This is a genomic window from Brachybacterium paraconglomeratum, assembly GCF_039541415.1.
GTDB classification, from domain to species: domain Bacteria; phylum Actinomycetota; class Actinomycetes; order Actinomycetales; family Dermabacteraceae; genus Brachybacterium; species Brachybacterium paraconglomeratum_A.
Map to the genome: position 1 here is coordinate 234,672 of NZ_BAABGE010000005.1, position 26,554 is coordinate 261,225.

Here is a 26,554-nt window from a genome sequence, read left to right on the forward strand (position 1 = left end):
TCTCGGAGGGGACCCGATCTGTAGGGACGTTCCGGGCCGACGTTCACCGATGGTGGCCCGCAGTGTCGTGTCCTGAGCTCGGAGTCTCCAAGTGTTCGTCGCCTCCAAGCGCTCGGAGTCTCCAAGTGTTCGTCGCCTCCAAGCGCTCGGAGTCTCCAAGCGTTCGTTCCTTGCAGGGTTGCAGCGCACTGACGAAACTCCAACGCGCCAGTATCTGACCTCGCCAGTAATTGCTGTGTAAATATTTGATGCGAATACGTGCGGAATGCAATGGGTGTTGCGCGGCGAGGCCATGCGGGACTAGTCAAGATTGTTGTCGAGTATTGCGGCGATGAGAAGTTCATGGGGTGCGTCAATAGGGTGCATGCGCGTTCGGCGTCCGGCATGATCCGACGTGTATCGACAGTCCATAGGTGCTGAGTGGACCGAGGGGCCGCGCTGCGTGCTGTCGCTAGTAGCTGTAGGGGTAGCTGCAGGGGCGTCGCTCCCTCTCTTCTCGGCTGTCGCGATGGTTCCTCCACGCTGCGAGTTATCCACAATTCAAAATTACTGGCAAGTAGGATTGCGAGATACCTTCTCATCGTTGAATAAATGTGCGAAAATGGCGTCATGACAAACCAGCCGCGCAGTGATGATGCAGAATTCCCGGAGGCGAAACGCGACGCCTCTGGTGATGCGTCTGGTTGTGCGGGCTCAGGTTCGGGTGCGGGTGCAGGATGGGCCCGGAACAGGCGGTCCCGGGGCCGGTTGCGGCGCGCACTCGTCGACGCAGCGCACTCCCGATCTCTGCGAACAGCGAAGAGCTGTGGATCGGCGATGCCGATATCGCTGGGGCGCGTTCCGCGCTCGCAGATATCGGTGCGGATGGGTCGATCGCGCTGGACAGGCTGACTGCCACCGAAACCATCTCGCTGCTGGCCCGTGTCCAAGATCTGACCGGAGCGATCGCCGCGGTGCAGGCCCGGGCGCTGGTTCACCTGGAACAGGCGGTCAAGGAGGACTCCCGGCGCCGCGAGGAGACTCCGAAGCAGGCAGTGAAGATCGCGCGCGCCGAAGCGTCGAAAGCTCTCAAGCAATCGAAGTCTTGCGCCGGCCAGTCGATGTCCTCATCCCGCCGCCTGGTCCACTCCATGCCTGGCATGCTCATGGCTCTCGCACAGGGTCGGATCGTCTCCACAGCGGCGCACAGGGTCGGCCGCACGATGGGCCCGGCGACACCCGAGCAGCGCGCCCAGGTCGACGCGATCCTCACTGCCCACCTGGCCTACCTCGAAGACTGCGGTCCGGAGGAGCTGGCTGGCGAAGCAGCCAAGGTCCTGCACGGACTGGACCCTCATGGCGCCGCTGATCGCCACCGCACGGCGACACGGGACCGCAATGTCACTGTGCGCCGCGGCGAGCACGGCATGTGCACGGTCACCGCGCAACTGCCGGCGTTGGACGGCGCCCGGATCCGCAAAGGACTCTCGGTGGCTGCCGAGAAGGCTCGCGCCCACGGGGATCGGCGCGGCCACCAGCAGATCATGGCGGATCTCTTCGCTGATGCTCTGATCGGCCGTGGAGAAGGCATCGATCCCTCCACGCTGGAGATCGCCGTGATCATCACCGACCGCTCCCTGCTCGCGCCCGAGCATGCCGACGCCGCCACCATCGAGGGCTACGGTCCGGTGCCCTACGAACATATTCGTCAGGAGATGCTCAACGCGGTGACCTCCGCTGAGGATGACCCGGAGCTCACCATGACTCTTCGTCGGCTCTACGCCGCACCGGAGGACGGGCAGCTCGTCGCGGTCGAATCCCGCTCCCGAGAGTTCCCGGCAGCCCTTGCCCGCTTTCTGCGACTGGCCCACCAGACCTGTCGAGCTCCGTACTGCGATGCCAACATCCGCCAGAACGATCACATCGTCCCCTGGTCGCAGGGAGGCCCCACCTCTCTCCTCAACGGAAACGGTGTATGCGTCGGCGATAATCAGAAGGAAGAGTCCGGTGAGAAAGTCCAGGTCATCACCGATGAGAATGGCGTGAGACGCACTGTCGAATGGACCAGTCGCTACGGGCAGAAAGCCCGACGACGAGGCATCAACTTCGACCCGCTCGGCACCGGGCTCAGGCTTCTGGCTGCGTCAGCGCACGAGCGCGTCGGTGTTCCCGAAGTTGAGACTGAAGCGCCCGAGGTCGACAAGGCCCCTGCAGACCAAGGACCCCCGCAAGCACCGCACGCCTCGTTCCACCGTGCCTTCGAACGGGTTGAACGCCGGGCCCTGGACCTCACAGATCCTCATCCGAGGTTCCGAGATGCCCGGCGCAATCGACACTGGCTCCTCCAGGGCCGCACCGACTACATCTTCGCCCCAGACCTCATCATCATCGACAGCCAGTAGATCGACAGCCAGTAACGAGCAGAGCACGCATCGCCCTCACACGAGCAGCTCAGCCAGCACGGCCTGCTCAGCAAGCCCTGCCAGTTCGCGTGGGGAGTTCACCTCACTCACCGGTTCACTCGAGCAGCTCGGACAGCTCCAGCCAGCGCTCCTCCAGCTCCTCGATCTCCGCCTCGACCGCACGCAGCTCGTCAGTGATCTTCTGCAGTCCCACGTAGTCGGACTGGTCATGTGCCGCGAGGGTGGAATGCAGAGTGGTCGTCTGCTTGTCGAGCTTCTTCATCCTCCGCTCGATCGCCCCGATCTCCTTCTGCGCCGTATGGGCCTGGGCTCCCGACACATTCGACGCAGAGCTGGCCATCCCGCCGCTTGCCCCAGCGGCGCCTCCCGCACCCTTCTTGGCCGAAGAAGACGCGACAGACGGCGCATCCTCCTGCAGTCCCTCCGCGCGCAGCGAGAGGTACTGCTCGACGCCCCCAGGCACATGCCGCACGGCGCCATCGAGCACGGCGTACTGGATATCGGTGACCCGCTCCAGCAGGTAGCGGTCATGGGACACCACGATCAGCGGCCCGGGCCAGGTGTCCAGCAGATCCTCCATGGCCGCGAGCATGTCGGTGTCCATGTCGTTCGTCGGCTCGTCGAGCACCAGCACATTGGGCTCTTCGAGCAGGGTGAACAGCAGGTTCAGGCGCCGTTGCTGGCCGCCGGACAGTGCTCCGACCAGAACCTTCTGGTGTGCCGTCGTGAACCCGAGACGCTCCAGCAGCTGCCCGGGGGAGACCTCGTCCTTCCCGGCCCGGAAGGTGGTGCGGTACTTCGCCACCACGTCGCTGACCCTCGAGTTCAGATGCTCCTCGAGACCCTCGAGCCGCTGCGATACCTGCCGCACGGTCACCGTCTTGCCCCGCTTGACCCGACCGGCCTGCGGCTCGAGATCGCCGGTGATCAGTGCGAGCAGGGTCGACTTGCCTGCACCGTTGGGGCCCAGCACACCGATGCGGTCCGCGGGCCCGATATGCAGGGTGACATCGCGCAGCACGGTGTGATCGCCGTAGCCGGCATCGACATCGAGCACGTCGAGCACGTCGCGTCCCAGCCGCGAGGTCGCCAGCTGCGTCAGCTCGACGGTGTCGCGCGCCGGCGGTTCCCCGGCGATCAGCTCATTGGCGGCATCGATGCGGAACTTCGGCTTCGCCGTCCGGGCAGGTGCACCCCGGCGCAGCCAGGCCAGCTCCTTGCGCATCAGATTCTGCCGCTTCGACTCGATGGTCGCCGCCTGCCGGTCCCGCTCGACTCGCTGCAGCACATAGGCCGCATAGCCGCCCTCGAAGGGCTCGACGATCCCGTCGTGCACCTCCCACATCCGGGTGCACACCGCATCGAGGAACCAGCGGTCGTGCGTGATCACGACCAGTCCGCCGTCTCTCGGGCTCCAGCGTCGGCGCAGATGCTCTGCGAGCCAGGAGATGCCTTCGACGTCAAGATGGTTGGTGGGCTCGTCGAGCAGGAGCACATCCCAGTCGCCCACGAGCAGTTCGGCCAGGTGGACTCGCCGCAGCTGACCGCCCGAGAGATCAGTCAGCGGTGCGTCGAGCTCGATGCCGCCGAGCAGCCCGTCGAGCACGTCGCGGATCCGCGGATCCGACGCCCACTCGTACTCCGGGCGGTCACCGAGCACCCGCTTGTGCACGCTGGTCTCGGCGGTGGCCTCGTCCTGCTGGCTCAGCACCCCTACCCGGACCCCGCCGCGCACGGTGACCCGCCCCTCGTCGGGCTCCGTGAATCGTGCCAGGAGTCGCAGCAGGGTCGACTTGCCGTCACCGTTGCGCCCCACCACCCCGATGCGGTCGCCTTCGTCGATCCCGATGGTGATGTCGTCCAGCAGCACGCGGTCGGGCAGAGCGACGTGCAGAGATTGGGTGCCGAGCAGATGGGCCATGCGATGGAGTCCTCAAGTGTGGTGTCGGTGAGTCGTGGCGGAATGATGCGGAGAGGGTGAGCGGCCGACGGCGTTGGGGACGTCGGCTGGGGACGTCGACGGCGCTGGAGATGGTCAGCTCTCGCTGGCCGGGCAGCCCTCACAGCGAGCGCGGCGGCTCCGACTCGAAGGTCAGCAGCAGGGTGCGCAGCGTGTCGGCGAGGCCCGAGCGTCCATCGGGGGCGAGCGGCTCGAGCAGCTCCTGCTCCGCATCCAACAACCGCTCCATCGCCGCATCGACCCGGGCGACGCCGTCGGCACGCAGCCGTACCTCGACCGCGCGGCCGTCGTGCGGGCTGCGGTTCTTGCTCACCAGTCCTCGGGCGACGAGCTTGTCGATCCGGGTCGTCATGGTGCCGCTCGTCACCAGCGTCTCGTGCATGAGTGCGCCGGGGGAGAGCGCATCCTCCCCGCTGCGGCGAAGTGCGGAGAGCATGTCGAACTCCCATCCTTCGAGCCCGGCATCCGTGAAGGCGCTGCGGCGGGCGACCTCGAGATATCTCGAGAGCCGGGAGATGCGGGAGAACACCGCCAGTGGTGCCACGTCCAGATCGGCGCGTGCTCGTTGCCAGCCTGCGACGATGCGGTCGACCTCGTCGTGGCGGGGTGCGGCGGCGTCCTCAGGCGTAGGGGGCATGTGTCGAGTCTAGGTGCCGCTCAGGTGTGGGTGTTCCCGCGCAGAGCCGGGGACTTCTGCAGAGCGCTGAGTCCGTACCAGGACAGATTGACCATCCGGGCGGCGACGACCTCCTTGGAGGGTTCACGGGTCTCGAGCCACCACTGACCGGTGTACGCGACCATTCCCACCAGCATCTGGGCGTACAGAGCAGCATCGCGTGGCGGATAGGAGTGGAGGGTCAGCTGAGCGGCGAGGATCTCCTCGACTCGTCCTGCCACATCTGTCAGCAGGGAGGAGAAGGTTCCGAGGGAATGGCTGACGGGGGAGTCCCGTACCAGCACCCGGAAGCCGTCCTCGTTCTCGTCGATATAGGCGAGGAATGCCAGCGCCGCCCGCTCCATCAGCACCCGCGGATGCTCACGCTGATTCTGGAGGGAGCTCTCCAGGTCTCCCAGCAGCGTGGAGACCTCGCGGTCCACGACCACCGCGTACAGCCCTTCCTTGCCGCCGAAGTGCTCATACACGATCGGTTTGGAGACCTTCGCGCGGGCCGCGATCTCCTCGACCGTGGTCATGTCGAAGCCCTTCTCGGCGAACAGTCGCCGGCCCACGGCCACCAGCTGCTCGCGCCGCTCCTTGCCCGTCATCCGGGTCGATCGACCGCGGGGCGCCCCGTTCTCCACCATGGCCGAAGTCTTCCACACCAGTGCCAGCCCGCCCCCAGCGCCAGCCAGCCCTCAGTGCCAGCCAGCCCCCAGTGCCAGCCAGCCACCAGTGACTGCACGCCACGGGTCTGCCCCGGCAGGTCCTCGCGAGCATCAGGTGAGCCTGGCGAGGCGCGAGCGTCGAAGCGACCTGCGCCACCGAAGACCACTACCGGGTCCGGGAGGCGTGGCACGGGCGATAGGATCGGGCCGCGTCCAAGGCGCTGAGTGCCCGTTCCGGATCTTCACAGGATCCGGCCCGTCGCCAGGCCCTGCCGGACGCGATCCGCCATGGTGTAATCGGCAACACCTCAGATTTTGGTTCTGAAATTTCAGGTTCGAGTCCTGATGGCGGAACGCTCACCGCCGTCGCGGCGGTGCCGCAGACCTCACCCGTCGATCCTGAGGAGCCGCTGTCGTGGGAATTGCTGAGACCACTGCCCCCGCCGCCGTGATAGTTCTGGCCGCTGGCGCCGGAACCCGTATGAAGTCGCGAAGGCCGAAGGTTCTCCACGAGATCGGGGGCAGATCTCTGCTGGTCCACGCCGTGACCGCGGCCGAGGGCACGAGCCCCGGCGAGCTGGTCGTCGTGCTCCGCCACGAGCGCGATCGCGTCGCCGAGCACCTGGCCGAGCATGCCTCCGAGGTAGCGGTCGCCGATCAGGACGAGATCCCCGGCACCGGGCGCGCCGTCCAGTGCGGCCTTGAACACGTCACCGCGGCGGAAGGCACCGTGCTGGTCACCTACGGCGATGTGCCGCTGCTGGACCCCGCGACCCTGCGCGACCTGGTCGCCGCGCACGAGAGCGCCGGAGCAGCGGCCACCGTGCTCAGCGCCCGCGTTCCCGATCCCACCGGCTACGGCCGCATCCTGCGCAGCGAGGACGGCACCGAGGTGCTCGGCATCGTCGAGCACAAGGACGCCGACGATGCGCAGCGCGCGATCGATGAGATCAACTCCGGCATCTACGCCTTCGATCTCGCCGTGCTGCGTGACGCGCTGGGACGCATCGGCACTGACAACGCGCAGGGCGAGATGTACCTCACCGACGTGCTCGCCATCGCCCAGGCGGATGGCAGGTCGGTGCGTGCCGTCGTCACCGACGACGTGATGATGGTCGAGGGCGTCAACGACCGCGTCCAGCTCGCACAGCTCGGCGCGGAGATGAACCGTCGCACCCTCGAGCGGCACATGCGCGCCGGGGTCACCATCGTGGATCCCTCCACCACCTGGATCGACTCCGACGTCAGCATCGGCCAGGACGCCATCATCCTGCCCGGTGTCCAGCTCCACGGTGCCAGTGACATCGGCGAGGAAGCCGTGATCGGGCCGGACACCACCTTGCGTGACACCGAGGTCGGGGCGGGCGCCGAGGTGGTCCGCTCCCACGCGCTGCTCGCAGTGATCGGTGCAGGCGCGACCGTCGGACCGTTCTCCTACCTGCGAGCCGGCACCGATCTCGGCGCGAAGGGCAAGATCGGCGGATTCGTCGAGACCAAGAACTCGAAGATCGGCGAGGGCGCGAAGGTGCCCCACCTCAGCTACGTCGGCGATGCCGAGATCGGTGAGGGCACCAACATCGGCGCCGGCACGATCTTCGCCAACTACGACGGGGTGAACAAGCACCGCACCACGATCGGGAAGCAGGTGCGAGTCGGCTCCCACAACGTGCTGGTGGCCCCCGTCACCGTCGGGGATGGGGCTGCGACCGGTGCCGGTACCACGGTCCGCAAGGATGTGCCCCCGGGCGCCCTGGGCGTGAACGCGGTGTCGCAGCGGAACATGGAAGGATGGACCCTGCGACGCCGGGCGGGGACCGCGGCTGAGGACGCGGCGCGAGCTGCCCTCGGTGCTGAGGATGGGTCCGCTGCCGGGACGCCTGCAGGAACTGCCGCCGATGAGCACAAGGAGCACGAGCAGCGATGAGCGGAATCGTCAGCCCCGGGGAGAAGCGTCTGGTCCTCGCGTCCGGACGGGCCCACCCCGTCCTCGCGCAGGAGGTCGCCGCCGAGCTCGGCGTCGAGGTCCTGCCGATGGATGCCTGGGACTTCGCCAATGGTGAGATCTATGTGCGCTACGGCGAGTCGGTGCGCGGCACCGACGTCTTCGTGCTGCAGTCCCATCCGGCACCGATCAACACCTGGGTGATGGAGCATCTGATCATGATCGATGCGCTCAAGCGCGCGTCGGCCAAGCGGATCACGGCGATCGCGCCGAGCTTCCCCTATGCACGCCAGGACAAGAAGCACCGCGGTCGCGAGCCGATCTCGGCGCGTCTGATGGCGGATATGTACGAGACGGCCGGCGTGGATCGCATGATCTCGGTGGACCTGCACGCCCCTCAGGTGCAGGGCTACTTCAATCGCCCGGTCGACCACCTGATGGCGCTGCCGATCCTTGCCGACTACATCCAGGAGAAGTACGGCCAGGAGGACCTCGCCGTGGTCTCCCCGGATGCAGGTCGGATCCGGGTGGCAGAGCAGTGGGCGAAGAAGCTCGGCGGCGTGAACCTCGCCTTCGTCCACAAGTCCCGCGACATCAACCGGCCCAACCAGGCCGTGGCCAAGCGCGTGATCGGTGACGTCGAGGGCAAGACCTGCATCCTGGTCGACGACATGATCGACACCGCGGGCACCATTGTGCAGGCGTCCGACGCACTCCTGGCCGGCGGGGCATCCTCCGTGGTCATCGCGACCACCCATGCGATCCTCTCCGACCCCGCCACCGAGCGGCTGAAGAACAGCTCGGTGCGGGAGATCGTCTGCACGAACACCCTGCCGGTGCCGGCGGAGAAGCAGTTCGATCGCCTGACCCAGCTTTCGATCGCGCCGCTGCTGGCACGCGCGATCCGGGCGGTCTTCGACGAGGGCTCGGTCACCAGCCTGTTCGACGGCGAGGTCTGAGTCGCCGCAGTGCCCTCCTGCATGACGAGAGCGACCCCGTCTCCCTGGTGGAGGCGGGGTCGCTCTCTTCGTTCCCGGTCGGTGTCGCAGCGCGACGGCGGGCCTCTGACCCAGAGAGTCCTGAGAGGTGAGAGCGCTGGGAGGTGAGAGTGCTGGGAGGTGAGAGTACTCAGGAAGGGGAGCTCAGCTCAGATCAGGAAGCGATTGCCCTTCACGAGCCGGCTCCAGCGCTTGCCGAGGCCCACGTGGTCGCCCGCGGCGAGCCCGGCCATCGCGATGACGGCCACGGCCAGCAGCAGGTGGGTGTCGTAGAGCGGGTTCGAGGCGATCGGGAAGGCAGCCAGGTACATCAGCGTGTACATCGCGGCAGCGGACACTGCCGCCACCCGGGTGCCGATGCCGAGCATCAGGGCGGCACCCACGCCGAACAGACCGAGCATGAACAGCACGTCCGTGAGCGGGTTGATCGAGAGGAAGAACTCCCAGGTCTGCGCGAAGGGGTTGCCTCCCGCGATCGAGCCGCCCAGGAACCCGGTGGTGGGGGATCCGCCGTTCAGCCAGGAATTCTCGGTGGGTGTGGAGAACCCCAGCCCGAAGACCTTGTCGAAGAAGGCCCACAGGAAGGTGAACCCGACCATGAGGCGCGCAACGCCGAGCACCGTGTAGCCCCATCCCTTCTTCTCGGTGCCGGCGGAGGGAGCCACGGCAGCGGCGGGTACAGCAGCGGCAGGCACGGAAGCGGGGGAGACAGCAGCGGCGGGAACGGTGGTGGGAGTCACGGGAGGGCCTTTCGGAGGGCGACGCCGCGGGAACGGGTCTCATTGATGTACTGGGGACAAGAGCAACCTATGCGCGAGATGGCGCACCCGACGGGGACCAAGGTCACCGAGAAAGTGCTTTGACCTGCAGGGACGTAGGTCCCGGCAGTGAGCGGCGGGGCAAGCGACGTGATGGTGGGGCGTAACGTCCACGGCGCGGGCGACGAGCGACTGTGACCCCTGACGCGGCGCCGGTCACGCCCTCGCGGTGCTATGGCCGAGTGCGTGCTAATCTCACCTGGTCACTTCGGCGAGGGAGCGGGCTATGGCCCCTCCGTGATCGACGCGGTGCGGAGTACCGGGAGCCTGCTGTCCCTGTGCCTCGTGGCGTCGCTCATCGTCGAGCCACACGTATCTACGAGGAGCACCCCCATGGCTGAGAAGCTGAACGTCGAACTGCGCGAAGACTTCGGCAAGGGCGCCGCCCGCCGCCTGCGCACCCAGAGCCTGGTCCCCGCCGTCCTGTACGGACACGGCGAGGCACCCCTCCACCTCTCGCTGCCCGGCCACGCCACCGCCCTGGCCGCGCGTAACTCCAACGCGCTGCTCGAGCTCCAGCTCGCCGACGGCACCACGCACCTCGCGCTGATCAAGGAGATCCAGCGTCACCCGCTGAAGCGCTCCCTGAACCACCTCGACCTGATCACCGTCCGCAAGGGCGAAAAGGTCGAGGTCGAGATCCCGGTCGTTCTGGTCGGCGAGCCCGTCGCGCCCGCCGCTGCGTTCGTGGACCTGCAGACCCTCACCCTCCTGGTCGACGCGCTCAACGTTCCGCAGGAGGTCGAGGTTTCGGTCGAGGGCACCGAGGACGGCTACCAGCTGTTCGCCGGCGACGTCACCCTGCCGGGCGACGCCGAGCTGGTCACCGACGCCGAGATCCTGGTCGCCTCCGTGCAGCTTCCGCGCGTCGAAGAGGAGTCCGACGAGGAGTCCGAGGGCGCGGCACCCGCCGGGGAGTCCGCAGACAAGGAGTGACCTTCCGGTGCGGTCGCAGCAGGCCCAGTGCCGCTGTCGCCCCGCTCCGTTGCTCACACCCCAGGGACCGGGGCGTCGCGCTGTGCGCGGCGCCCCGGTACTGTGTCCGGGGTTGTGCGCTCTGCGTCGCAGGGAGTCCGCAACAGGTCCTGCGCCGGCCGGTGGGCGGCATCGAGCGTCGACCCGGTCCCGACGTTCCCTCAGCCGCAGCCGCCGACTCGGCATAGCAGCTGGCATGACGCCACAGCAGACACGACGCCGCGGCGAGCGGCAATCGCAGCATCGAGCAGCAGCAAGGAGCAGCCCATGACCGCCAGCGAACGCCGGCCAGGCCCCTATCTGGTGGTGGGCCTCGGGAATCCGGGCCCGAAGTATGCCGCGACGCGCCATAACGTCGGCCAGATGGTCCTGGACCACATCGCGGACGCCGGCGGCGGGCGCTTCACCGCTGCACGTCGCGCCCAGGCGGTCGTCCTCGAGGGGCGGCTCGGCATTCCCGGGGCTGACGAACGGGTCATCCTCGCGAAGACCACCAGCTATATGAACGTCTCGGGCGGACCGGTCAAGGCGCTGGCCGCCTACTACGACATCGCCCCTGAACAGGTCGTCGTGGTGCACGACGAGGTTGACATCCCCTTCGACGCCCTCCGCCTCAAGCGCGGCGGCGGCGAGGGTGGCCACAACGGCCTGCGCGACATCACCAAGGCCCTGGGCACCAAGGACTACCTGCGGGTGCGAGTCGGCGTGGGCCGGCCCCCCGGCAACCGTGACACCGCCGACCATGTGCTCGCCCCCTTCAGCTCCACCGAGCGCAAGACCCTCGAGCTGCTGATCTCCGACGCGGCCGACGCCGTCGAGTCCGTCATCCTCGAAGGCCTCACCACCGCTCAGCAGCGCTTCCACTCCCGAGAGGTCCGATGACCGCCCAGACCACCGCCCCCGTCCAGACCGCCCAGCGGCCCCCGCTGCAGCCGCTGCTCGACCAGCTCTCCGCCGGCCGTGACCTCACCGCAGTCCGTGAGCTGATCGCCGCCGGCGCCGAGAACGGCGAAGGCGGCAGCATCGTCGCTGCCACCGGACTGTTCCCCTTCCTGGTCTCCGACCTCGCCCGGCAGGCGAGCGCCGAACATCCCCTGGTCGTGGTCACCGCCACTACCCGGGCCACCGAGGATCTGCGGGCGGCGCTGACGGCCCTGGTCGGCACCGAGCACCTCGCGGAGCTGCCGGCCTGGGAGACCCTGCCCCACGAGCGGCTCTCCCCGCGGGCCGACACGGTCGCCAAGCGCCTCGCCACCCTGCGACGCATCGCGCACCCCGAGACCGAGGTCCCGGTCCACGTGCTGCTGATGCCGGTGCGCTCCCTGCTGCAGCCCATCGCCACCGGGCTCGGCGACCTGCAGCCGGTGCGTGCCCGCGTGGGGGAGACCTACCCCCTCGAAGATCTCGAGCGCGATCTCGTCGACGCCGCCTACGTGCGCGTCGACATGGTCGAGAAGCGCGGCGAGTTCGCCGTGCGCGGCGGAATCCTGGACGTCTTCCCGCCCACTGAACCGCATCCGGTCCGCGTGGACCTCTTCGGCGATGAGATCGACGACGTCCGCTACTTCTCCATCGCCGATCAGCGCTCCCTGGACCCCGCCCCGCGGGGACTCGATGCCCCGCCCTGTCGCGAGATCCTGCTGACCCCCGCGGTGCGGGAGCGCGCTCGTGCCCGGGCCGAAGAGCTGCCCGGCGTACGAGATCTGCTGCTGAGGATCGCCGACGGCATCGCCGCAGACGGCATGGAGTCCCTCAGCCCTGTGCTCGTCGGCGAGATGGAGCAGGTCGCCGACGTGCTCCCCGCCGGGGCCCGGTTCCTCATCGTCGACCCCGAGAAAGCACGGGGCCGAGCGGATGAGCTGGTCGCGACCACCGATGAGTTCCTCGCCGCGGCCTGGTCGAGTGCCGCCGCCGGTGGCGGGCTCCCGATCGACGTGGGGGCGGCGAGCTTCGTGCCGCTCTCCGAGGCCAAGGGCCATGCCCGCGAGGGCGGCCGCCCCTGGTTCACCCTCGCCGCCTTCGGGCTGGACACCGATGTCGACGTCACCACCGCATCGACCACCCATCCCGGCTACTCCGGCAAGCCCGGGGACGCTGCGAAGGATCTCGAACGGCGGCGCCTGGACGGCTGGTCCGTCATCTCCACCATGGTCGGCCCCGGCGGGGCCCGCCACGTTGCGGAGAACCTCCGCGGTGAAGGCCTGCCCGCGGTCTATGCCGCCGAGCTCGAGGCACCTGTCGCGCCCGGCGAGGCCGTGGTCACCTCGGGCCCCTTCATCGAGGGCCTGGTCGACGAGGAGCTGAAGCTCGTGCTCACCTCCGAGCGCGATCTCACCGGCAAGTCCGGAGCACGGCGCGGCGAGGAGCGGAAGATGCCCTCGCGACGCCGCAACGTCGTGGATCCGCTCCAGCTCCGCCCCGGGGACCACGTGGTCCATGCCCATCACGGGGTGGGCAAGTTCGTGGAGATGACCAGCCGCGCCGTCGGCACCGGCGCCAAGCGCACCACCCGTGAGTACCTCGTCATCGAATACGCGGCCTCGAAGAAGGGTCAGCCCGGGGACCGGCTCTACGTCCCCAGCGACCAGCTCGACCAGGTCACCAAGTACGTCGGCGGTGAGGACCCCAGCGTCAACCGCATGGGCGGCGCTGACTGGGCCAAGACGAAGTCGAAGGCCCGCAAGGCGATCCGAGAGATCGCCGACGAGCTGGTGCGGCTGTACTCGGCCCGGCAGTCCGCGCCCGGCCATGCGTTCGGCCCCGACACCCCGTGGCAGCGTGAGCTCGAGGACTCCTTCGAGTTCGTCGAGACCCCCGATCAGCTCTCCACCATCGAGGACGTCAAGGGTGACATGGAGAAGTCCGTCCCCATGGACCGGCTGATCCTCGGCGACGTGGGATACGGCAAGACGGAGATCGCGGTGCGCGCCGCCTTCAAGGCCGTCCAGGACGGCAAGCAGGTCGCCATCCTCGCGCCGACCACCCTGCTCGCCCAGCAGCATCTGGACACTTTCACCGAGCGCTATACCGGGTTCCCCGTCACTGTGCGGGGTCTCTCCCGCTTCCAGAACCCTGCAGATTCCAAAGCCACCGTCGAAGGTGTCGCCGACGGCACCGTGGACGTCGTCATCGGCACCCACCGCCTGCTCACCGGCCAGGTCCGGTTCAAGGACCTGGGACTGCTGATCGTCGACGAGGAGCAGCGTTTCGGCGTCGAGCACAAGGAGACGCTCAAGGCTCTGCGCACGAACGTCGACGTGCTCTCGATGTCCGCGACGCCGATCCCGCGCACCCTCGAGATGGCCGTCACCGGCATCCGCGAGATGTCGATCCTGGCCACCCCGCCGGAGGAACGCCACCCGGTGCTCACCTACGTCGGCGCCCAGGAGGACAAACAGGTCACCGCGGCGATCCGTCGCGAGCTGCTGCGCGACGGCCAGGTCTTCTACATCCACAATCGGGTCGAGGACATCGACCGGGTCGCCGCTCACCTGCGGGAGCTGGTGCCCGATGCTCGGGTGCAGGTGGCCCACGGCAAAATGAACGAGCACCAGCTCGAGAGGGTGATCGTCGACTTCTGGGAACGAGACTTCGATGTGCTGGTGTGCACCACCATCGTCGAGACCGGGCTGGACATCGCCAATGCCAACACCCTGATCGTCGAGCACGCCGACAAGTTCGGGCTCTCCCAGCTGCATCAGCTGCGCGGCCGGGTGGGGCGCTCGAGCGAGCGCGCCTACTCGTACTTCCTGTACAACGCGACCAAGCCGCTCACCGAGCTCGCCCATGACCGACTGACCACCCTGGCCACCAACACCGACCTCGGTGCCGGCATGAAGGTCGCGATGAAGGACCTCGAGATCCGCGGCGCCGGCAACCTGCTGGGCGGGGAGCAGTCCGGCCACATCGCCGGGGTCGGCTTCGACCTGTACGTGCGGATGGTGGGGGAGGCCGTGGCGGCCTTCCGCGGCGAGGGCAAGGCACCGGAGAAGGAGATCCGGGTGGAGCTCCCGTTGGACGCGCACATCCCGCACGACTACATCGGCTCCGAGCGGCTGCGCCTCGAGGCGTACTCGAAGCTCTCCGCAGTTCGGGAGGTGGCCGAGATCGACCAGATACGTGCCGAGCTCTCCGACCGCTACGGCACACCGCCGGCCTCCGTCGAGGTGCTGCTGGATGTCGCCCGGTTCCGGATCGACGCCCGCGCCGCCGGGGTCGACGAGATCCTCGCCCAGGGCAAGATGATCCGCTTCGCCCACCTCGAGGTGCTCGATTCCGCCGCGATGCGCATGAAGCGCCTCTACCCGGGCACTCTGCTGAAGCCCGCCACCCGGCAGGTGCTGGTCCCGCGGCCGATGACCTCGCGCCTGGGCGGCACCGAGCTGCGGGACCATGAGCTGCTGAACTGGGCGCGCGAAATTCTGCGCACCCTGGTCCCGGCGGCGGCGGAGGAGATCACTTCCCGAGCCCCGGCGAAGTAGCCTCGCTTCTGTGAGCCGACCTCAGCAACCCCCTGCGGAGGAGCAGCCAGTGCCCGCACAGCCGATGTCTGAGCAACCGGATCCCGCACAGCCAGTGTCCGCACAGTCTGTGTCGGAGCAGCCTGTGCCCGGACAGCCTGTGTCGGAGCAGTCAGAGCCCGCGTCACCGGTGCTCGCACATCGTGAGCCTGAGCTCGCTGCCGCGGGCCCTCGGAGTGCGGCGCTGCAGCGGGCGGTCGCAGTGATGGACTCGCTGCGAGCGCCCGACGGGGATGCCTGGACGCATCAGCAGACCCATGCCTCGCTGGCCCGGTACCTCGTGGAGGAGACCTACGAGGTGCTCGAGGTGATCGACGACCCGACCGGTCATGGTCCCGGGGCGCTCGCGGACGAGCTCGGTGATCTGCTGTTCCAGATCCTCTTCCACGCTCGGGTCGGGCAGGAGGAGGAACCTGCGTGGGGTGTCGAGGATGTCGCCCGCGCCTTCGTCGAGAAGATGGAGCGGCGCAATCCTCACGTCTTCGGAGAACGGCGCGAGCAGGCTCTGCAGGACCCCGGCGACGTCGACCAGATCATCGCCCAGTGGCATGAGGTGAAGGCTGCGGAGAACGCCGAACTGGGGCGCCGACGCAAGGGCTGGTTCGACGGCATCCCTGCACAGCTGCCCGCTCTGCAGACCGCTGCGAAGGTGGTGCATCGGGCGCGGTCCGAGGGCCGCCTCGAGGAGCTGCTGGCCGCCGCTGAGCAGGTCGCAGAGGCAGAGGACGCCGGGGACTGGGGAGCGGATCTCGCACGAGCGCTGCTGGATCTCGTGACGGTCGCCGAGTCCCGTGACGATGATCCGGAGTCCGCGCTGCGCGCCCTGCTCACCAGGACCCGGACGCTCCTCGCCACGGACGCTGAGACAGCGCAGAACGCCACCGGGGCCACCCGGGAGCAGGAAGCAGGAGGCACGGCTTAGACTGTCCGGTGGACGGTCAGCGCCGACCGGACGTGACGGAACATCACCCGACGGAAGGAACAGCCCATGGCAGCCCTGATCGATGCCCTGCACGCCCGCGAGATCCTCGACTCCCGAGGAAACCCCACCGTCGAGGTGGAGATCCTGCTCGATGACGGCACATTCGCCCGCGCCGCAGTCCCCTCCGGCGCCTCCACCGGTGCCTTCGAGGCGGTCGAGCGTCGTGACGGCGACAAGTCCCGCTACCTGGGCAAGGGCGTCCTGGACGCCGTCGCCGCAGTGGTCGCCGACATCCAGCCGAAGATCCTGGGCATGGATGTCCAGGAGCAGCGTGCGATCGACGCCGCGATGATGGAGCTCGACGGCACCAAGAACAAGGGCACCGTCGGCGCCAACGCCATCCTCGGCGTCTCCCTCGCCGTCGCCCGCGCCGCCGCAGACTCCGCCGGCATCCCGCTGTACCAGTACGTCGGCGGCCCGAACGCCCACATCCTGCCGGTGCCGATGATGAACATCCTCAACGGCGGCTCGCATGCGGACTCCAACGTCGACATCCAGGAGTTCATGATCGCTCCGCTCGGCGCGGAGACCTTCTCCGAGGCGATGCGCGTCGGCGCCGAGGTGTATCACGCACTGAAGGCTGTCCTTCAGGAGCGCGGCCTGGCCACCGGCCTGGGCGACGAGGGCGGCTTCGCACCGAACCTCGACTCGAACCGCGCCGCACTCGACCTGATCGTCGAGGCCATCGGCAAGGCGGGCTTCGAGGTCGGCACCGAGGTCGCGCTCGCGCTCGACGTCGCCGCCTCCGAGTTCTACAAGGACGGCTCGTACACCTTCGAGGGCGCTCAGAAGACCGCCGCCGAGATGGTCGAGTACTACGCCGAGCTCGTCGACGCGTACCCGCTGGTCTCCATCGAGGACCCGCTGGACGAGGACGACTGGGAGGGCTGGAAGGCCATGACCGATCGTCTCGGCGCCAAGACCCAGCTCGTGGGCGATGACCTCTTCGTCACCAACCCCGAGCGCCTGAGCCGCGGCATCGCCGAGGGCTCCGCGAACGCGCTGCTGGTGAAGGTCAACCAGATCGGCTCGCTCTCCGAGACCCTGGACGCCGTGGATCTCGCACACCGTGCGGGCTTCACCGCGATGATGTCCCACCGCTCCGGCGAGACCGAGGACACCACCATCGCCGACCTCGCCGTGGCCACCAACTGCGGTCAGATCAAGTCGGGCGCCCCCGCCCGTGGCGAGCGCGTGGCGAAGTACAACCAGCTGCTGCGCATCGAGGAGGAGCTGGGTGAGGCAGCTCGCTACGCCGGCGCCTCCGCCTTCCCGCGTTTCACCTCCTGAGTCCCCAGCTCGAGGTTGTAACCTCGAGCCATGACCAGCAGACGACCGGGCGCCCCGCGATCGACGAGGCGCCCGGTCGCTGCGTCCGGGGGTCGGCGGCCGGGCACGCGAGCTTCCTCGCGGCCCGCCGCCGCCACCTCGCGCACGGCGGCCAAGAAGGCCGCCCCGGCCCGCTCACGAGGCCCGGTCGCGGCCGCGCGACCAGCTGCCGGCAGCAGCGCGGGAAGCGCTCCGGAGGATGGCCCCGGGATCACCATCACGCGGCGCACCCTCGCTCTGGTGGCGCTCGTGGTCGTCGCCCTGGCCGCACTGGTGCCCACGGTCAACTCCTACGTCGCCCAGCGCCAGCAGCTCTCCGAGCTGAGCGCGCAGGTCTCACAGCAGGAGCAGCAGGTCGAGGACCTGCGCACCCAGGTTGCGCGCTGGGAGGACCCGGCCTATGTCGCGGCCCGCGCGCGTGAGCGCCTGCTGTTCGCGATGCCGGGGGAGACCCAGTACCGCCTCACCGACACCTCCGGACAGGACGTGCCGATGACCGAGGCCGAGCAGGCTCAGGAAGCCGCGAAGGAGGGCGAATGGTTCTCCGTCCTCTGGGAGAGCGTGGAAGGCTCCAGCCGCCTGACCGCCGAAGACATTCCCGATGAGACGGGGTCGACCGACGACGACGTCTCCGAGCAGGACCCCGCCGACGACACCACCGACCAGGATCCCGATCAGTGACAACACTTTCCCCTCTGCCCTTCGAGACCCCGACCACCGCACATGACCTCGAGGTGATGCACGAGCAGCTCGGCCGGGAGATGCGCGGGGTGGTCTCCGTCGCCCGCCGCTGCGGCTGCGGTCGCCCCGCCGTCGTGCGCACCGCCCCGCGCCTCGAGGATGGGACCCCGTTCCCGACCTCCTTCTACCTCACTCTGCCCTGGCTCACCCTCGAGCTCTCCCGGCTCGAGGCCACCGGGATGATGGCCGAGCTCACCGAGCAGCTGGCACAGGATGAGGCTCTCTCGAGCGCATACCGGGCCGCCCACGAGCTGTATCTCGCGCGGCGGGAGGAGCTCGGTGACGCCGAGGAGGTCCACCACGTCAGCGCCGGAGGGATGCCGACCCGGGTGAAGTGCCTTCATGCGCTTGCCGGGCATGCCCTCGCAGAAGGCCCCGGGGTGAACCCGGTCGCCGACCTCGTGCTGCCTCGCATCGACGGCGCCGTGGAGCTGCGCTGCCGCTGCGCAGATGCCCCGGCTGAGCTCTCGGAGACGCGATGAGCGCGCCCGTCGCCGCGATCGACTGCGGCACCAACTCGATCCGCCTGCTGATCGCTCGCCGGGATGAGGCCTCCGGTGAGATGGTCGAACTCGAACGCCAGCTGGAGATGGTGCGTCTCGGTCTCGGTGTGGACCAGACCGGACAGTTCGACCCCGTCGCCGTGGAGCGCACCCTGCAGGCCGCCCGCCACTATCGGACCCTGATCGATCGACACGGTGTCACGCGCCGGGAGATCCGCTTCGTCGCCACCTCGGCCACTCGGGATGCCGCCAATCGCGACCTGTTCATCGACGGGATCCGCGAGATCCTCGGTGTCGAACCCGAGGTCATCAGCGGGCAGGAGGAGGCGGCGCTCTCCTTCCGAGGCGCGGTCAGCACGGTGCAGCGCCTGCCAGCAGGCCCTCGGCTGGTGGTCGATATCGGCGGCGGATCCACAGAGCTGGTGCTCGGCACCGAGACTCCGACCCATCGCATCAGCATGGATATGGGCTCGGTGCGCATGACGGAGCGCCACCTGCACTCCGATCCGCCCACTGCGGCCGAGATCGCGGCGGCGACAGCGGATATCGACGCTCACCTCGACGCGGCCGAAGCCGCCGTGCCGCTGCATGAGGCCACAGCGCTGATCGGCGTCGCCGGAACCGTGACGACAGTCACTGCCGTCGCGACCGGGATCCAGGACTATCGTCCCGACGTCACGCACGGCGCGCATCTGCCGGTCGAACAGGTGGAGTCGATCTGCCGCACTCTGCTCGGGGAGACCAGGCAACAGCGCTCCCTCCGTCCGGTCATCCACCCTGGTCGGATCGATGTGATCGGGGCCGGAGCCCTGATCTGGTCCCGCATCATCACCCGGGTGGAGGCAGCCGCTGCGATCACCGAGACACGCACGAGCGAGCACGACATCCTCGACGGGATCGCCCTGGACCTGCTCGATGCGGTGCCCTGAGCCCTCCTCGGCGTCTGTCTGAGGCGTGGATGTCCAGTTTCGTCTCATGCTTTTTGTCTCCGAGGCCATACGGTTCTAGGCTGGGGGTATGACCAACACTTTCGGCGGTAAGCCCCATGTCCTCATCCTCGGCGGTGGTTCCGTCGGTCTGACGACCGCGTCCGAGCTGCGCAAGACCCTCGGCGCGGAGGTCGCGATCACTGTCGTCGACCCCCGCCCGTATATGACCTACGCGCCCTTCCTCCCCGAGGTCGGCGCGGGCAGCATCCACCCGCGTGACGTTCTGGCGCCCCTGCGGAAGGTGCTGCCGGGTGCGAAGGTCGTCACCGGCTCAGTCACCTCCATCCGCAGCGCTGAGAAGACCGTCGTGGTGGACCTGGAAGAGGGCGAGAAGCTCGAGATCGCGTACGACTACCTCGTCGTCGGTCTCGGCGCCGTGCCGCGCCTCCTGCCCATCCCGGGCCTGGCCGAGAACGCGATCGGCTTCAAGCAGGTCGAGGAAGCTGCCGCAGTCCGCGACCGCATCCTCGGAAACCTTGCTGAAGCGGCGTCCACCAAGGACCCGGCAGTGCGCAAGCGTCTGCTCACCTTCACCTTCATCGGAGGTGGCTTCGCCGGCGGCGAGGCGGTCGCAGAGACCGAGGACATGGTCCGCGACGCGCTGCGCTACTACCCCGACCTGCACGCCTCGGACATCCGTTTCGTGCTCGTCGACGGCGCCCCGTTCATCTTCCCCGAGCTCACCGAGGATCAGCGCGCCTATGTGCTGAACCAGCTGCGCGAGCGCGGCATCGAGGTCAAGCTCGAGACCTTCCTGAACTCCGCCGAGAACGGCGTGATCAAGACCAGCGACGGCGACGAGTTCGAGACCGACCTGCTGGTCTGGAACGCTGGAGTGAAGCCCGCTCCGGTGCTCTCAGACTCCGAGGTCTCCGACCTTCCTGTCGTCATGGAGCGCGGCCCGCTGATGGGCAAGCTCGAGGCACTCGCTGACCTGCGCGTCAACGGCGTCGACGGCCCCCTGGACGACGTCTTCACCGCCGGCGACTGCGCCGCGGTGCCGGATCTCGCCTCGGGCGAGGGCAAGTTCTGCCCGCCCAACGCTCAGCACGCGGTCCGTCAGGCCAAGCGGGTGGCAGACAACATCGCCCGCTCTGTGCAGGGTCGTCCGCTCGTGGACTACTACCACAAGAACCTCGGCGTCATGGCGACCCTCGGCATGTACAAGGGCGTCGGCCGCCTGCAGCTGGGCGAGAAGGAGCTCGACATCCGCGGCCTCCCGGCCTGGGTGATGGCGCGCTCGTACCACGTGTACGCGATGCCGACCTTCGGTCGCAAGGCTTCCGTGGTCGCGGGCTGGGTGACCAACCTGATCTCCCGCCGCGACATCATCGGCATCCCGCAGACCGAGACCCCGCGCGCCGCTTTCGAGTTCGCTGCGAACTCCGGCAAGAAGAAGTGAGCCGAGCGGGCAGCTCGATCTGAGCCCGCCCGCGCGTGACGTGAAGACCACGACGCTGCCGCACACCCGCTGTGCGGCAGCGTCGTCGTGTCTGGACCTCTCTGGGCACTAAGCTGTGAAGCTTCCGAGAACGTGCAAGATCGATCATCAGGGTGCCCCGAGGCGCTCCGGGACGGATGGGCAGGACCGTATGGAGATCCACATCGTGGCCGACGCCGAAGCAGGCGCGCAGGTCGTCGCCGACACCTTCGCACGCACGCTCCAGGAAGCCGGCACCTCCGGCGCCGTGCTGGGCCTGGCCACGGGCTCATCCCCGGTCCCCGCCTACGCCGAGCTGATCCGTCGCCACCGTGAGGAAGGTCTGTCCTTCGCTGGCAGCCGTGCTTTCCTCCTCGATGAGTACGTGGGGCTGCCCGAGGGGCATGAACAGAGCTATCACCGCTTCATCCGCGAGAACTTCACCGCGCAGATCGACATCGACGATGCCGCCGTCGTCTCGCCGAACGGCGCAGCCGAGGACCCGATCGCTGAGGCCGCCTCCTACGATCGTCGGATCGCCGAGGCGGGGGGAGTGGACCTGCAGATCCTGGGCATCGGCTCCAATGGGCACATCGCCTTCAACGAGCCCGGCAGCTCCTTGAACTCCCGCACCCGAGTGGTGGGGCTGACCCGCTCGACCATCTCGGACAACTCGCGCTACTTCGACAGCCCCGCAGACGTCCCGGTGAGAGCGCTCAGCCAGGGACTGGGGACGATCCTCGAGGCACGCAGGATCGTGCTCACCGCGACCGGGTCCGGCAAGGCCGCCGCTATCGCTCAGCTCGTCGAGGGCGCCATCAGCTCGCGCTGGCCCGCGACCGTCCTGCAGCTGCACCCCGACGTCGTCGTGGTGGTGGATGAAGCCGCCGGTGCGAAGCTGCAGCTGGCGGATGACTACCGCTATGCCCGTCGTCTGGAGAGCGAGAAACCACTGGACGTGACGCTGGACTGACGGAGGCAGCTCCGGGGGATCAGCAGGGTGCGAGACAGATACGATTCGTCTCATGCAGCAGGCTGATCCCTCGTCCCCCTCCTCGACCAGCGCCCGGGCGGCAGTGGCACCCCGGTCCCGGCTGGACCGCTACTTCAAGATCTCCGAGCGTGGCTCCACGCTCAACAGGGAGATCCGTGGCGGCCTCGTCACCTTCTTCTCGATGTGCTACATCGTGGTTCTGAACCCGTTGATCATCGGCACCGTCCCCGATTCGACCGGCATGTATCTGGGCGGCGGCTCAGAGCCGAATCTCGCGGCGGTCGCCGCCGGCACCGCCCTCATCGCCGGTCTGCTGAGCATCTTCATGGGGGCATGGGCCAAGTTCCCGCTCGCCCTCGCCGCCGGATTGGGCCTGAACGCCTATCTCGCCTACTCCGTCGTGCCACTGCCGGGGATGACCTGGGGCGGCGCCATGGGCATGGTGCTGATCGAGGGCGTCGTGATCCTGATTCTGGTGTTCACCGGATTCCGCAAGGCGGTGTTCGACGCCGTCCCGCCCTTTCTCAAGACGGCCATCGCCGTGGGGATCGGCCTGTTCATCGCCTTCCTCGGACTCTTCAATGCGAAGTTCGTGACCACCGCTGCCGGCACTCCGGTGCAGCTGGGCAACGACGGCTCGCTCACCGGCTGGCCCACCTTCGTGTTCGTCACCGGCCTGCTGCTGATGTTCGTGCTCTGGATCCGCAAGGTGCCCGGGGCGATCCTGATCGCGATCGTCACCGCCACCGTGCTCTCGGTCATCATCGAGCAGGTCCTTCACCTGGGTGCTTTCACCGCACCTGATGGCTCGGGTCCCGGCAATCCCGGTGGCTGGGCGATGAACGTCCCGGCCATCTCCGAGTTCCCGGTACAGATGCCCGACTTCGCGACCCTGTTCACGGTGGACCCCATCGGAGGGATCACTGCCGCCGGCGTCATCGGAGCCACGGTCATCGTCTTCTCCCTGCTGCTCGCCGACTTCTTCGACACCATGGGCACGATGGTCGGCGTCGCCTCCGGCGCGGGCCTGGTGGCGGAGGACGGGGACATCCCCCATTCCCAGCGGATCCTGATCGTCGACTCCGCCGCCGCGATCGCCGGTGGCCTCGGCGGCGTGTCCTCGAACACCAGTTTCGTCGAGTCCACCTCCGGGGTGGCCGAAGGCGCGCGCACCGGTATCGCCTCGATCGTGGTGGGTGTCCTCTTCCTGCTCTCGACCTTCCTCTCACCGCTGGTCGCGATGGTCCCCTATGAGGCGGCCACCCCAGCGCTGGTGATGGTCGGCTTCCTGATGATGACCCAGATCACCGACATCGACTTCACCGACGTCGAGGTCGCGGTGCCCGCCTTCCTCACCATCATCCTGATGCCCTTCGCCTACTCCATCACCGTCGGCATGGGCGCGGGCTTCGTCATGTACGTGCTGATCCGCGTGGTGCGCGGCAAGGCACGCGAGGTGCACTGGCTGATGTACCTCATCGCTGCGCTCTTCGTCGCGTACTTCCTGCGCGGCTCGATCGAGGGCCTGCTGCTGTGAGCCATGGCGGGGGCGCGGAGAGCGCGCGGGATGCTCAGCATCCTGCCGTGGATCCGGAGGAGGGCACCGAGGCGACCGGGCTGACCGAATCGGCGGAGGCGGCTGCCGCCGGTGACTCCGTGGACGCAGCCGGGCTCGTCGAGGTCGCGGAGCTTGCCGCCGAGCTGCAACGAGTGCTGCTGGTCTCCTCTCGGATCCTGCGTTCCCACACCGCGTCCGACGCCGTCTCCGCCCCGCAGTTCTCGGTGCTGGCCTATCTGCAGCGCGCCGGGGAATCCACCCCCGGCGCCCTCGCGGACTTCGAGCACGTCAGCCCGCCGGTGATGACCCGGAGCCTGGGACGTCTCGAGGAGGCAGGACTCGTGGAAAGAGCGGCGCACCCCGGTGATGGCAGGCAGGTCCGGGTGACGCTGACCGAGAAGGGACTGCAGGTGGTGCTGGCAGGCCGTGAGCAGCGCGATGCCTGGCTTCGCGCCCGACTCGGGGAAGCCACCCCGGCGCAGCGGAACGATGTGCGTCATGCGTCCACGCTGCTGCGACAGATCCTGATCCCACCCCGGCAGTGACCCTCTTCTGAACACGTCTGGCGGAAGCTGCCGCCGCACCCTCCCCTCCTTCGTGCTCGAGAATGACGACGGCCGGACCACCCCTTCAGGGGAGGTCCGGCCGTCGTGTTCTGCGGGGCGGCTCAGTGGCCGCTGCTCGCGTCCAGCACGTGATCGAGGACGGAGATCAGCGCGGCGGTGTCATCCTCACCGACGGCAGGGAAGGTGGCGATCCGCAGCTGGTTGCGACCCAGCTTCCGGTAGGGCTCGATATCCACCACCCCATGGGCACGCAGCACCGAGGTGATCGCCGCGGCATCAATGGACTCGTCCACGTCCAGGGTCGTCACGACCTGGGAACGCGCAGCGAACTCTGTGACGAAGGGAGTGATCTCGTCGCGTCGATCGGCCCATTCGTGGAGCATTCCGCTGGTGGTCCTGGTCCGGGAGTCCGCCCACGCCAGGCCACCCTGCGCCAGCATCCAGTCGATCTGCTCCGCGAGCAGCACGAGGGTCGCGACCGCGGGCGTGTTCAGCGTCTGGTTCTTGCGGGAATTCTCGATCGCGCTGGTGAGCGAGAGGAACGACGGCGTCCAGCGGTCGGTTGCCGCTCCGAGGCGCTGCGCACGCTCGATCGCGGCAGGGGAGAGCACGCTGAGCCAGAGCCCGCCGTCCGAGGCGAAGGCCTTCTGCGGCGCGAAGTAGTAGGCGTCAGTCTGCGAGATGTCCACCGCTGCTGCGCCGGCCACCGAGGTCGCATCGACCAGAACCAGCTGGTCCTGGTCGGCGCCGACGGGCCGCTGCACGGGGGCCATCACGCCGGTGGAGGTCTCGTTGTGCGGCCAGGCGTACGCATCGACGTCAGGGTTCGCCGTCGCCTGCGGCAGCGACCCGGGCTCGGAGCGCAGGATCTCGGGGTCCTCGAGATGGGGGGCGCCGGCGGCCTCGGAGGCGAACTTCTGCGAGAACTCTCCGAGCACCAGATGCTGAGAGCGCCGCTCGATCAGTCCGAACACCGCCACATCCCAGAACGCGGTGGAGCCGCCGTTCCCGAGGACCACTTCATACCCTTCGGGCAGGGCGAACAGCTCGGACAGGCCCGACCGAACCCGTGCCACGACATCCTTGACCGGGGCCTGACGGTGCGAAGTGCCGAGGACCGTGCGAGACACCGACTGCAACGCCTCCATCTGCGCCTCACGGATCCGTGAGGGACCGGAGCCGAAGCGACCGTCGGACGGGAGCAGCTCCTGGGGGATGGACAGGGAGTTGATGGCTGCGGAGCGTGCAGAGCGGGCATCGGTCATTCGGGGTCTCCTCCTGAGGGTGGGCCTGGGGCGCCGACGGTATAGGGCGCTCACCCATTCTTCCAGCGGATGCCGGTTGGGTCCCAGTCGGTCCGCGAGCGACGACCGGCGTGGGAAGATCGGAGCATGAGCCGTGCCGATCTTGAGAAACAGCCGTACGACGTCGCGACGATGTTCGACGGTATCGCCAAGCGCTATGACCTGATGAATGACGTTGCCGCCATGGGCCAGGTAGGGATGTGGCGCGAGCTGATGGTCGAAGCGCTCGACATAGAGCCAGGGGACACGGTGATGGACCTTGCTGCCGGCACCGGAACCTCGACGACCGCGATCGCACAGGCGGGTGCTCGGGTGGTCGCCGCGGACTTCTCCCTGGGGATGATGTCCGAGGGCCGACGACGAGGTGCTCCCGTGCCGTTCGTCGGGGCTGACGCTCAGCACCTGCCTTTCGCGAACGATTCCTTCGATGCCGCCGTCATCTCCTTCGGACTGCGCAATGTGCAGCAGCCGAGGTTCGGGCTGGCCGAGATGGTCCGAGTGGTCAAGCCCGGCGGCCGGATCGTCGTCTGCGAGTTCTCGACCCCGACATGGAAGCCGTTCCGCACCGTGTACGAGAAGTACCTGCTGCGCGCGCTGCCGGCGGTGGCGAGCAGGCTCGCGACCACTGTGGATGCCTACGAGTACCTCGCAGAGTCGATCCTGGAGTGGCCGGATCAGGAGTCGCTGCGCCGATGGTTCGCCGATGCGGGTCTCGAGAGGACGCAGTACCGCAACCTCAGCGGAGGCATCGTCGCTCTCCACCGAGGAGTCGTGCCGCACCGCTGATCCGGGGTGGCAGGCCTGGCGTCGAGCCCACGGGAGCTCCTGCTGCCGATGAGAAAGCCCAGCGCAGCGTCCTGACCAGGCTGTTCACCGGATTGGAAAGCTCCAGACCGCATGTGTGGTCGAGGCCACTTCGGAAATGGTCGTTCTGGCTTGACGGGGGTGCGCCAGGCCCGTAATGTTCTTCCTTGTGCCCAGCAGGACGGGAACAAGGAGAGGCCAGCGTGCCCGACCGGAAATCCCGCACTGAGCAGGCACGGAAGGTCTTCCGAAAGAAGATTGCGGCGCGGATCACACCGCAGCGATTTGACTCGGAGAACTGGAAGTTGTAAGTTAGCGAAGTTGCCTCGGGACGAAGAGCCGAAAGGTTCGGAGCTCGGAGTGCGCGTGTTGCTTGATATCTCAATAGCGTGTCTGTTTGTTGATGCCATTTATTTGAATGGC

21 protein-coding genes and 1 tRNA gene are annotated in these 26,554 nt (G+C 68.0%); 17 read left to right on the forward strand and 5 right to left on the reverse strand.

Annotated features, from left to right (window positions below):
- Positions 1–716 precede the first annotated feature (716 nt).
- Positions 717–2,381 carry an HNH endonuclease gene (locus tag ABD893_RS08660; protein WP_345078401.1) on the forward strand — a complete coding sequence of 555 codons (1,665 nt, stop codon included), beginning with the start codon at positions 717–719 and terminating at the stop codon, positions 2,379–2,381.
- A 115-nt stretch (positions 2,382–2,496) separates the two neighbouring features.
- Here ABD893_RS08660 and ABD893_RS08665 read toward each other — a convergent pair whose 3' ends face one another.
- From ABD893_RS08665 to ABD893_RS08675, 3 genes are all read right to left on the reverse strand, one after another.
- Positions 2,497–4,323, reverse strand: coding sequence for an ABC-F family ATP-binding cassette domain-containing protein (locus ABD893_RS08665; RefSeq protein ID WP_345078404.1), 1,827 nt, complete (start codon positions 4,321–4,323; stop codon positions 2,497–2,499).
- A 139-nt stretch (positions 4,324–4,462) separates the two neighbouring features.
- Positions 4,463–4,999, reverse strand: a complete 537-nt coding sequence (locus tag ABD893_RS08670; RefSeq protein WP_345078406.1) for a MarR family winged helix-turn-helix transcriptional regulator — start codon at positions 4,997–4,999, stop codon at positions 4,463–4,465.
- A 20-nt stretch (positions 5,000–5,019) separates the two neighbouring features.
- On the reverse strand, positions 5,020–5,667 hold the full coding sequence (locus ABD893_RS08675) for a TetR/AcrR family transcriptional regulator (protein ID WP_345078409.1): 648 nt from the start codon (positions 5,665–5,667) through the stop codon (positions 5,020–5,022).
- Between the two features lie 303 nt (positions 5,668–5,970).
- Here ABD893_RS08675 and ABD893_RS08680 point away from each other — a divergent pair.
- The 3 genes from ABD893_RS08680 (at position 5,971) to ABD893_RS08690 (ending at position 8,589) form a co-directional block, all read left to right on the forward strand.
- A tRNA-Gln gene (locus ABD893_RS08680) sits at positions 5,971–6,042 on the forward strand.
- A 61-nt stretch (positions 6,043–6,103) separates the two neighbouring features.
- The gene (gene glmU, locus ABD893_RS08685; RefSeq protein WP_345078412.1) at positions 6,104–7,612 is read left to right on the forward strand and encodes a bifunctional UDP-N-acetylglucosamine diphosphorylase/glucosamine-1-phosphate N-acetyltransferase GlmU; all 1,509 of its coding nucleotides are present in this window, start codon (positions 6,104–6,106) and stop codon (positions 7,610–7,612) included.
- Positions 7,609–8,589 carry a ribose-phosphate diphosphokinase gene (locus ABD893_RS08690; RefSeq protein ID WP_345078415.1) on the forward strand — a complete coding sequence of 327 codons (981 nt, stop codon included), beginning with the start codon at positions 7,609–7,611 and terminating at the stop codon, positions 8,587–8,589. Before glmU ends, ABD893_RS08690 begins: the two co-directional genes overlap by 4 nt.
- Before the next feature lie 188 nt (positions 8,590–8,777).
- Here ABD893_RS08690 and ABD893_RS08695 read toward each other — a convergent pair whose 3' ends face one another.
- Entirely contained in the window at positions 8,778–9,368 is a 591-nt protein-coding gene (locus ABD893_RS08695) for a hypothetical protein (protein ID WP_345078418.1), read from the reverse strand.
- Positions 9,369–9,779: 411 nt separating this feature from the next.
- On the opposite strand from ABD893_RS08695, the gene ABD893_RS08700 reads away from it, so the two are divergent.
- The 12 genes from ABD893_RS08700 (at position 9,780) to ABD893_RS08755 (ending at position 24,002) form a co-directional block, all read left to right on the forward strand.
- Positions 9,780–10,382 carry a 50S ribosomal protein L25/general stress protein Ctc gene (locus ABD893_RS08700; RefSeq protein ID WP_345078421.1) on the forward strand — a complete coding sequence of 201 codons (603 nt, stop codon included), beginning with the start codon at positions 9,780–9,782 and terminating at the stop codon, positions 10,380–10,382.
- A 306-nt stretch (positions 10,383–10,688) separates the two neighbouring features.
- Positions 10,689–11,303, forward strand: a complete 615-nt coding sequence (gene pth, locus ABD893_RS08705) for an aminoacyl-tRNA hydrolase (RefSeq protein WP_345078424.1) — start codon at positions 10,689–10,691, stop codon at positions 11,301–11,303.
- Entirely contained in the window at positions 11,300–14,902 is a 3,603-nt protein-coding gene (gene mfd, locus ABD893_RS08710) for a transcription-repair coupling factor (RefSeq protein WP_345078428.1), read from the forward strand. Before pth ends, mfd begins: the two co-directional genes overlap by 4 nt.
- A gap of 244 nt (positions 14,903–15,146) precedes the next feature.
- The gene (locus tag ABD893_RS08715) at positions 15,147–15,863 is read left to right on the forward strand and encodes a MazG nucleotide pyrophosphohydrolase domain-containing protein (RefSeq protein WP_345078431.1); all 717 of its coding nucleotides are present in this window, start codon (positions 15,147–15,149) and stop codon (positions 15,861–15,863) included.
- Positions 15,864–15,929: 66 nt separating this feature from the next.
- The gene (eno, locus tag ABD893_RS08720) at positions 15,930–17,213 is read left to right on the forward strand and encodes a phosphopyruvate hydratase (RefSeq protein WP_345078434.1); all 1,284 of its coding nucleotides are present in this window, start codon (positions 15,930–15,932) and stop codon (positions 17,211–17,213) included.
- Between the two features lie 30 nt (positions 17,214–17,243).
- A complete protein-coding gene (locus ABD893_RS08725; RefSeq protein WP_345078437.1) occupies positions 17,244–17,933 on the forward strand; it encodes an FtsB family cell division protein in 690 nt (229 codons plus the stop codon).
- Positions 17,930–18,475: a DUF501 domain-containing protein gene (locus tag ABD893_RS08730; RefSeq protein ID WP_345078440.1), complete on the forward strand. Its 546-nt coding sequence runs from the start codon at positions 17,930–17,932 to the stop codon at positions 18,473–18,475. Before ABD893_RS08725 ends, ABD893_RS08730 begins: the two co-directional genes overlap by 4 nt.
- Positions 18,472–19,425 carry a Ppx/GppA phosphatase family protein gene (locus ABD893_RS08735; RefSeq protein ID WP_345078443.1) on the forward strand — a complete coding sequence of 318 codons (954 nt, stop codon included), beginning with the start codon at positions 18,472–18,474 and terminating at the stop codon, positions 19,423–19,425. Before ABD893_RS08730 ends, ABD893_RS08735 begins: the two co-directional genes overlap by 4 nt.
- A gap of 88 nt (positions 19,426–19,513) precedes the next feature.
- Positions 19,514–20,887, forward strand: a complete 1,374-nt coding sequence (locus ABD893_RS08740; RefSeq protein ID WP_345078446.1) for an NAD(P)/FAD-dependent oxidoreductase — start codon at positions 19,514–19,516, stop codon at positions 20,885–20,887.
- Positions 20,888–21,077: 190 nt separating this feature from the next.
- Positions 21,078–21,878, forward strand: a complete 801-nt coding sequence (gene nagB / locus ABD893_RS08745; RefSeq protein ID WP_345078449.1) for a glucosamine-6-phosphate deaminase — start codon at positions 21,078–21,080, stop codon at positions 21,876–21,878.
- Between the two features lie 52 nt (positions 21,879–21,930).
- A complete protein-coding gene (locus tag ABD893_RS08750; protein WP_345078452.1) occupies positions 21,931–23,436 on the forward strand; it encodes an NCS2 family permease in 1,506 nt (501 codons plus the stop codon).
- Between the two features lie 47 nt (positions 23,437–23,483).
- A complete protein-coding gene (locus tag ABD893_RS08755) occupies positions 23,484–24,002 on the forward strand; it encodes a MarR family winged helix-turn-helix transcriptional regulator (RefSeq protein ID WP_345078455.1) in 519 nt (172 codons plus the stop codon).
- Between the two features lie 122 nt (positions 24,003–24,124).
- On the opposite strand, the gene serC is transcribed toward ABD893_RS08755, so the two are convergent.
- Entirely contained in the window at positions 24,125–25,288 is a 1,164-nt protein-coding gene (gene serC, locus ABD893_RS08760; protein ID WP_345078458.1) for a phosphoserine transaminase, read from the reverse strand.
- A gap of 126 nt (positions 25,289–25,414) precedes the next feature.
- Here serC and ABD893_RS08765 point away from each other — a divergent pair, with 126 nt between their 5' ends.
- Positions 25,415–26,113 (forward strand): demethylmenaquinone methyltransferase, encoded by a 699-nt coding sequence (locus ABD893_RS08765; protein ID WP_345078461.1) that lies wholly within the window; start codon positions 25,415–25,417, stop codon positions 26,111–26,113.
- The last annotated feature ends 441 nt before the right edge of the window (positions 26,114–26,554 follow it).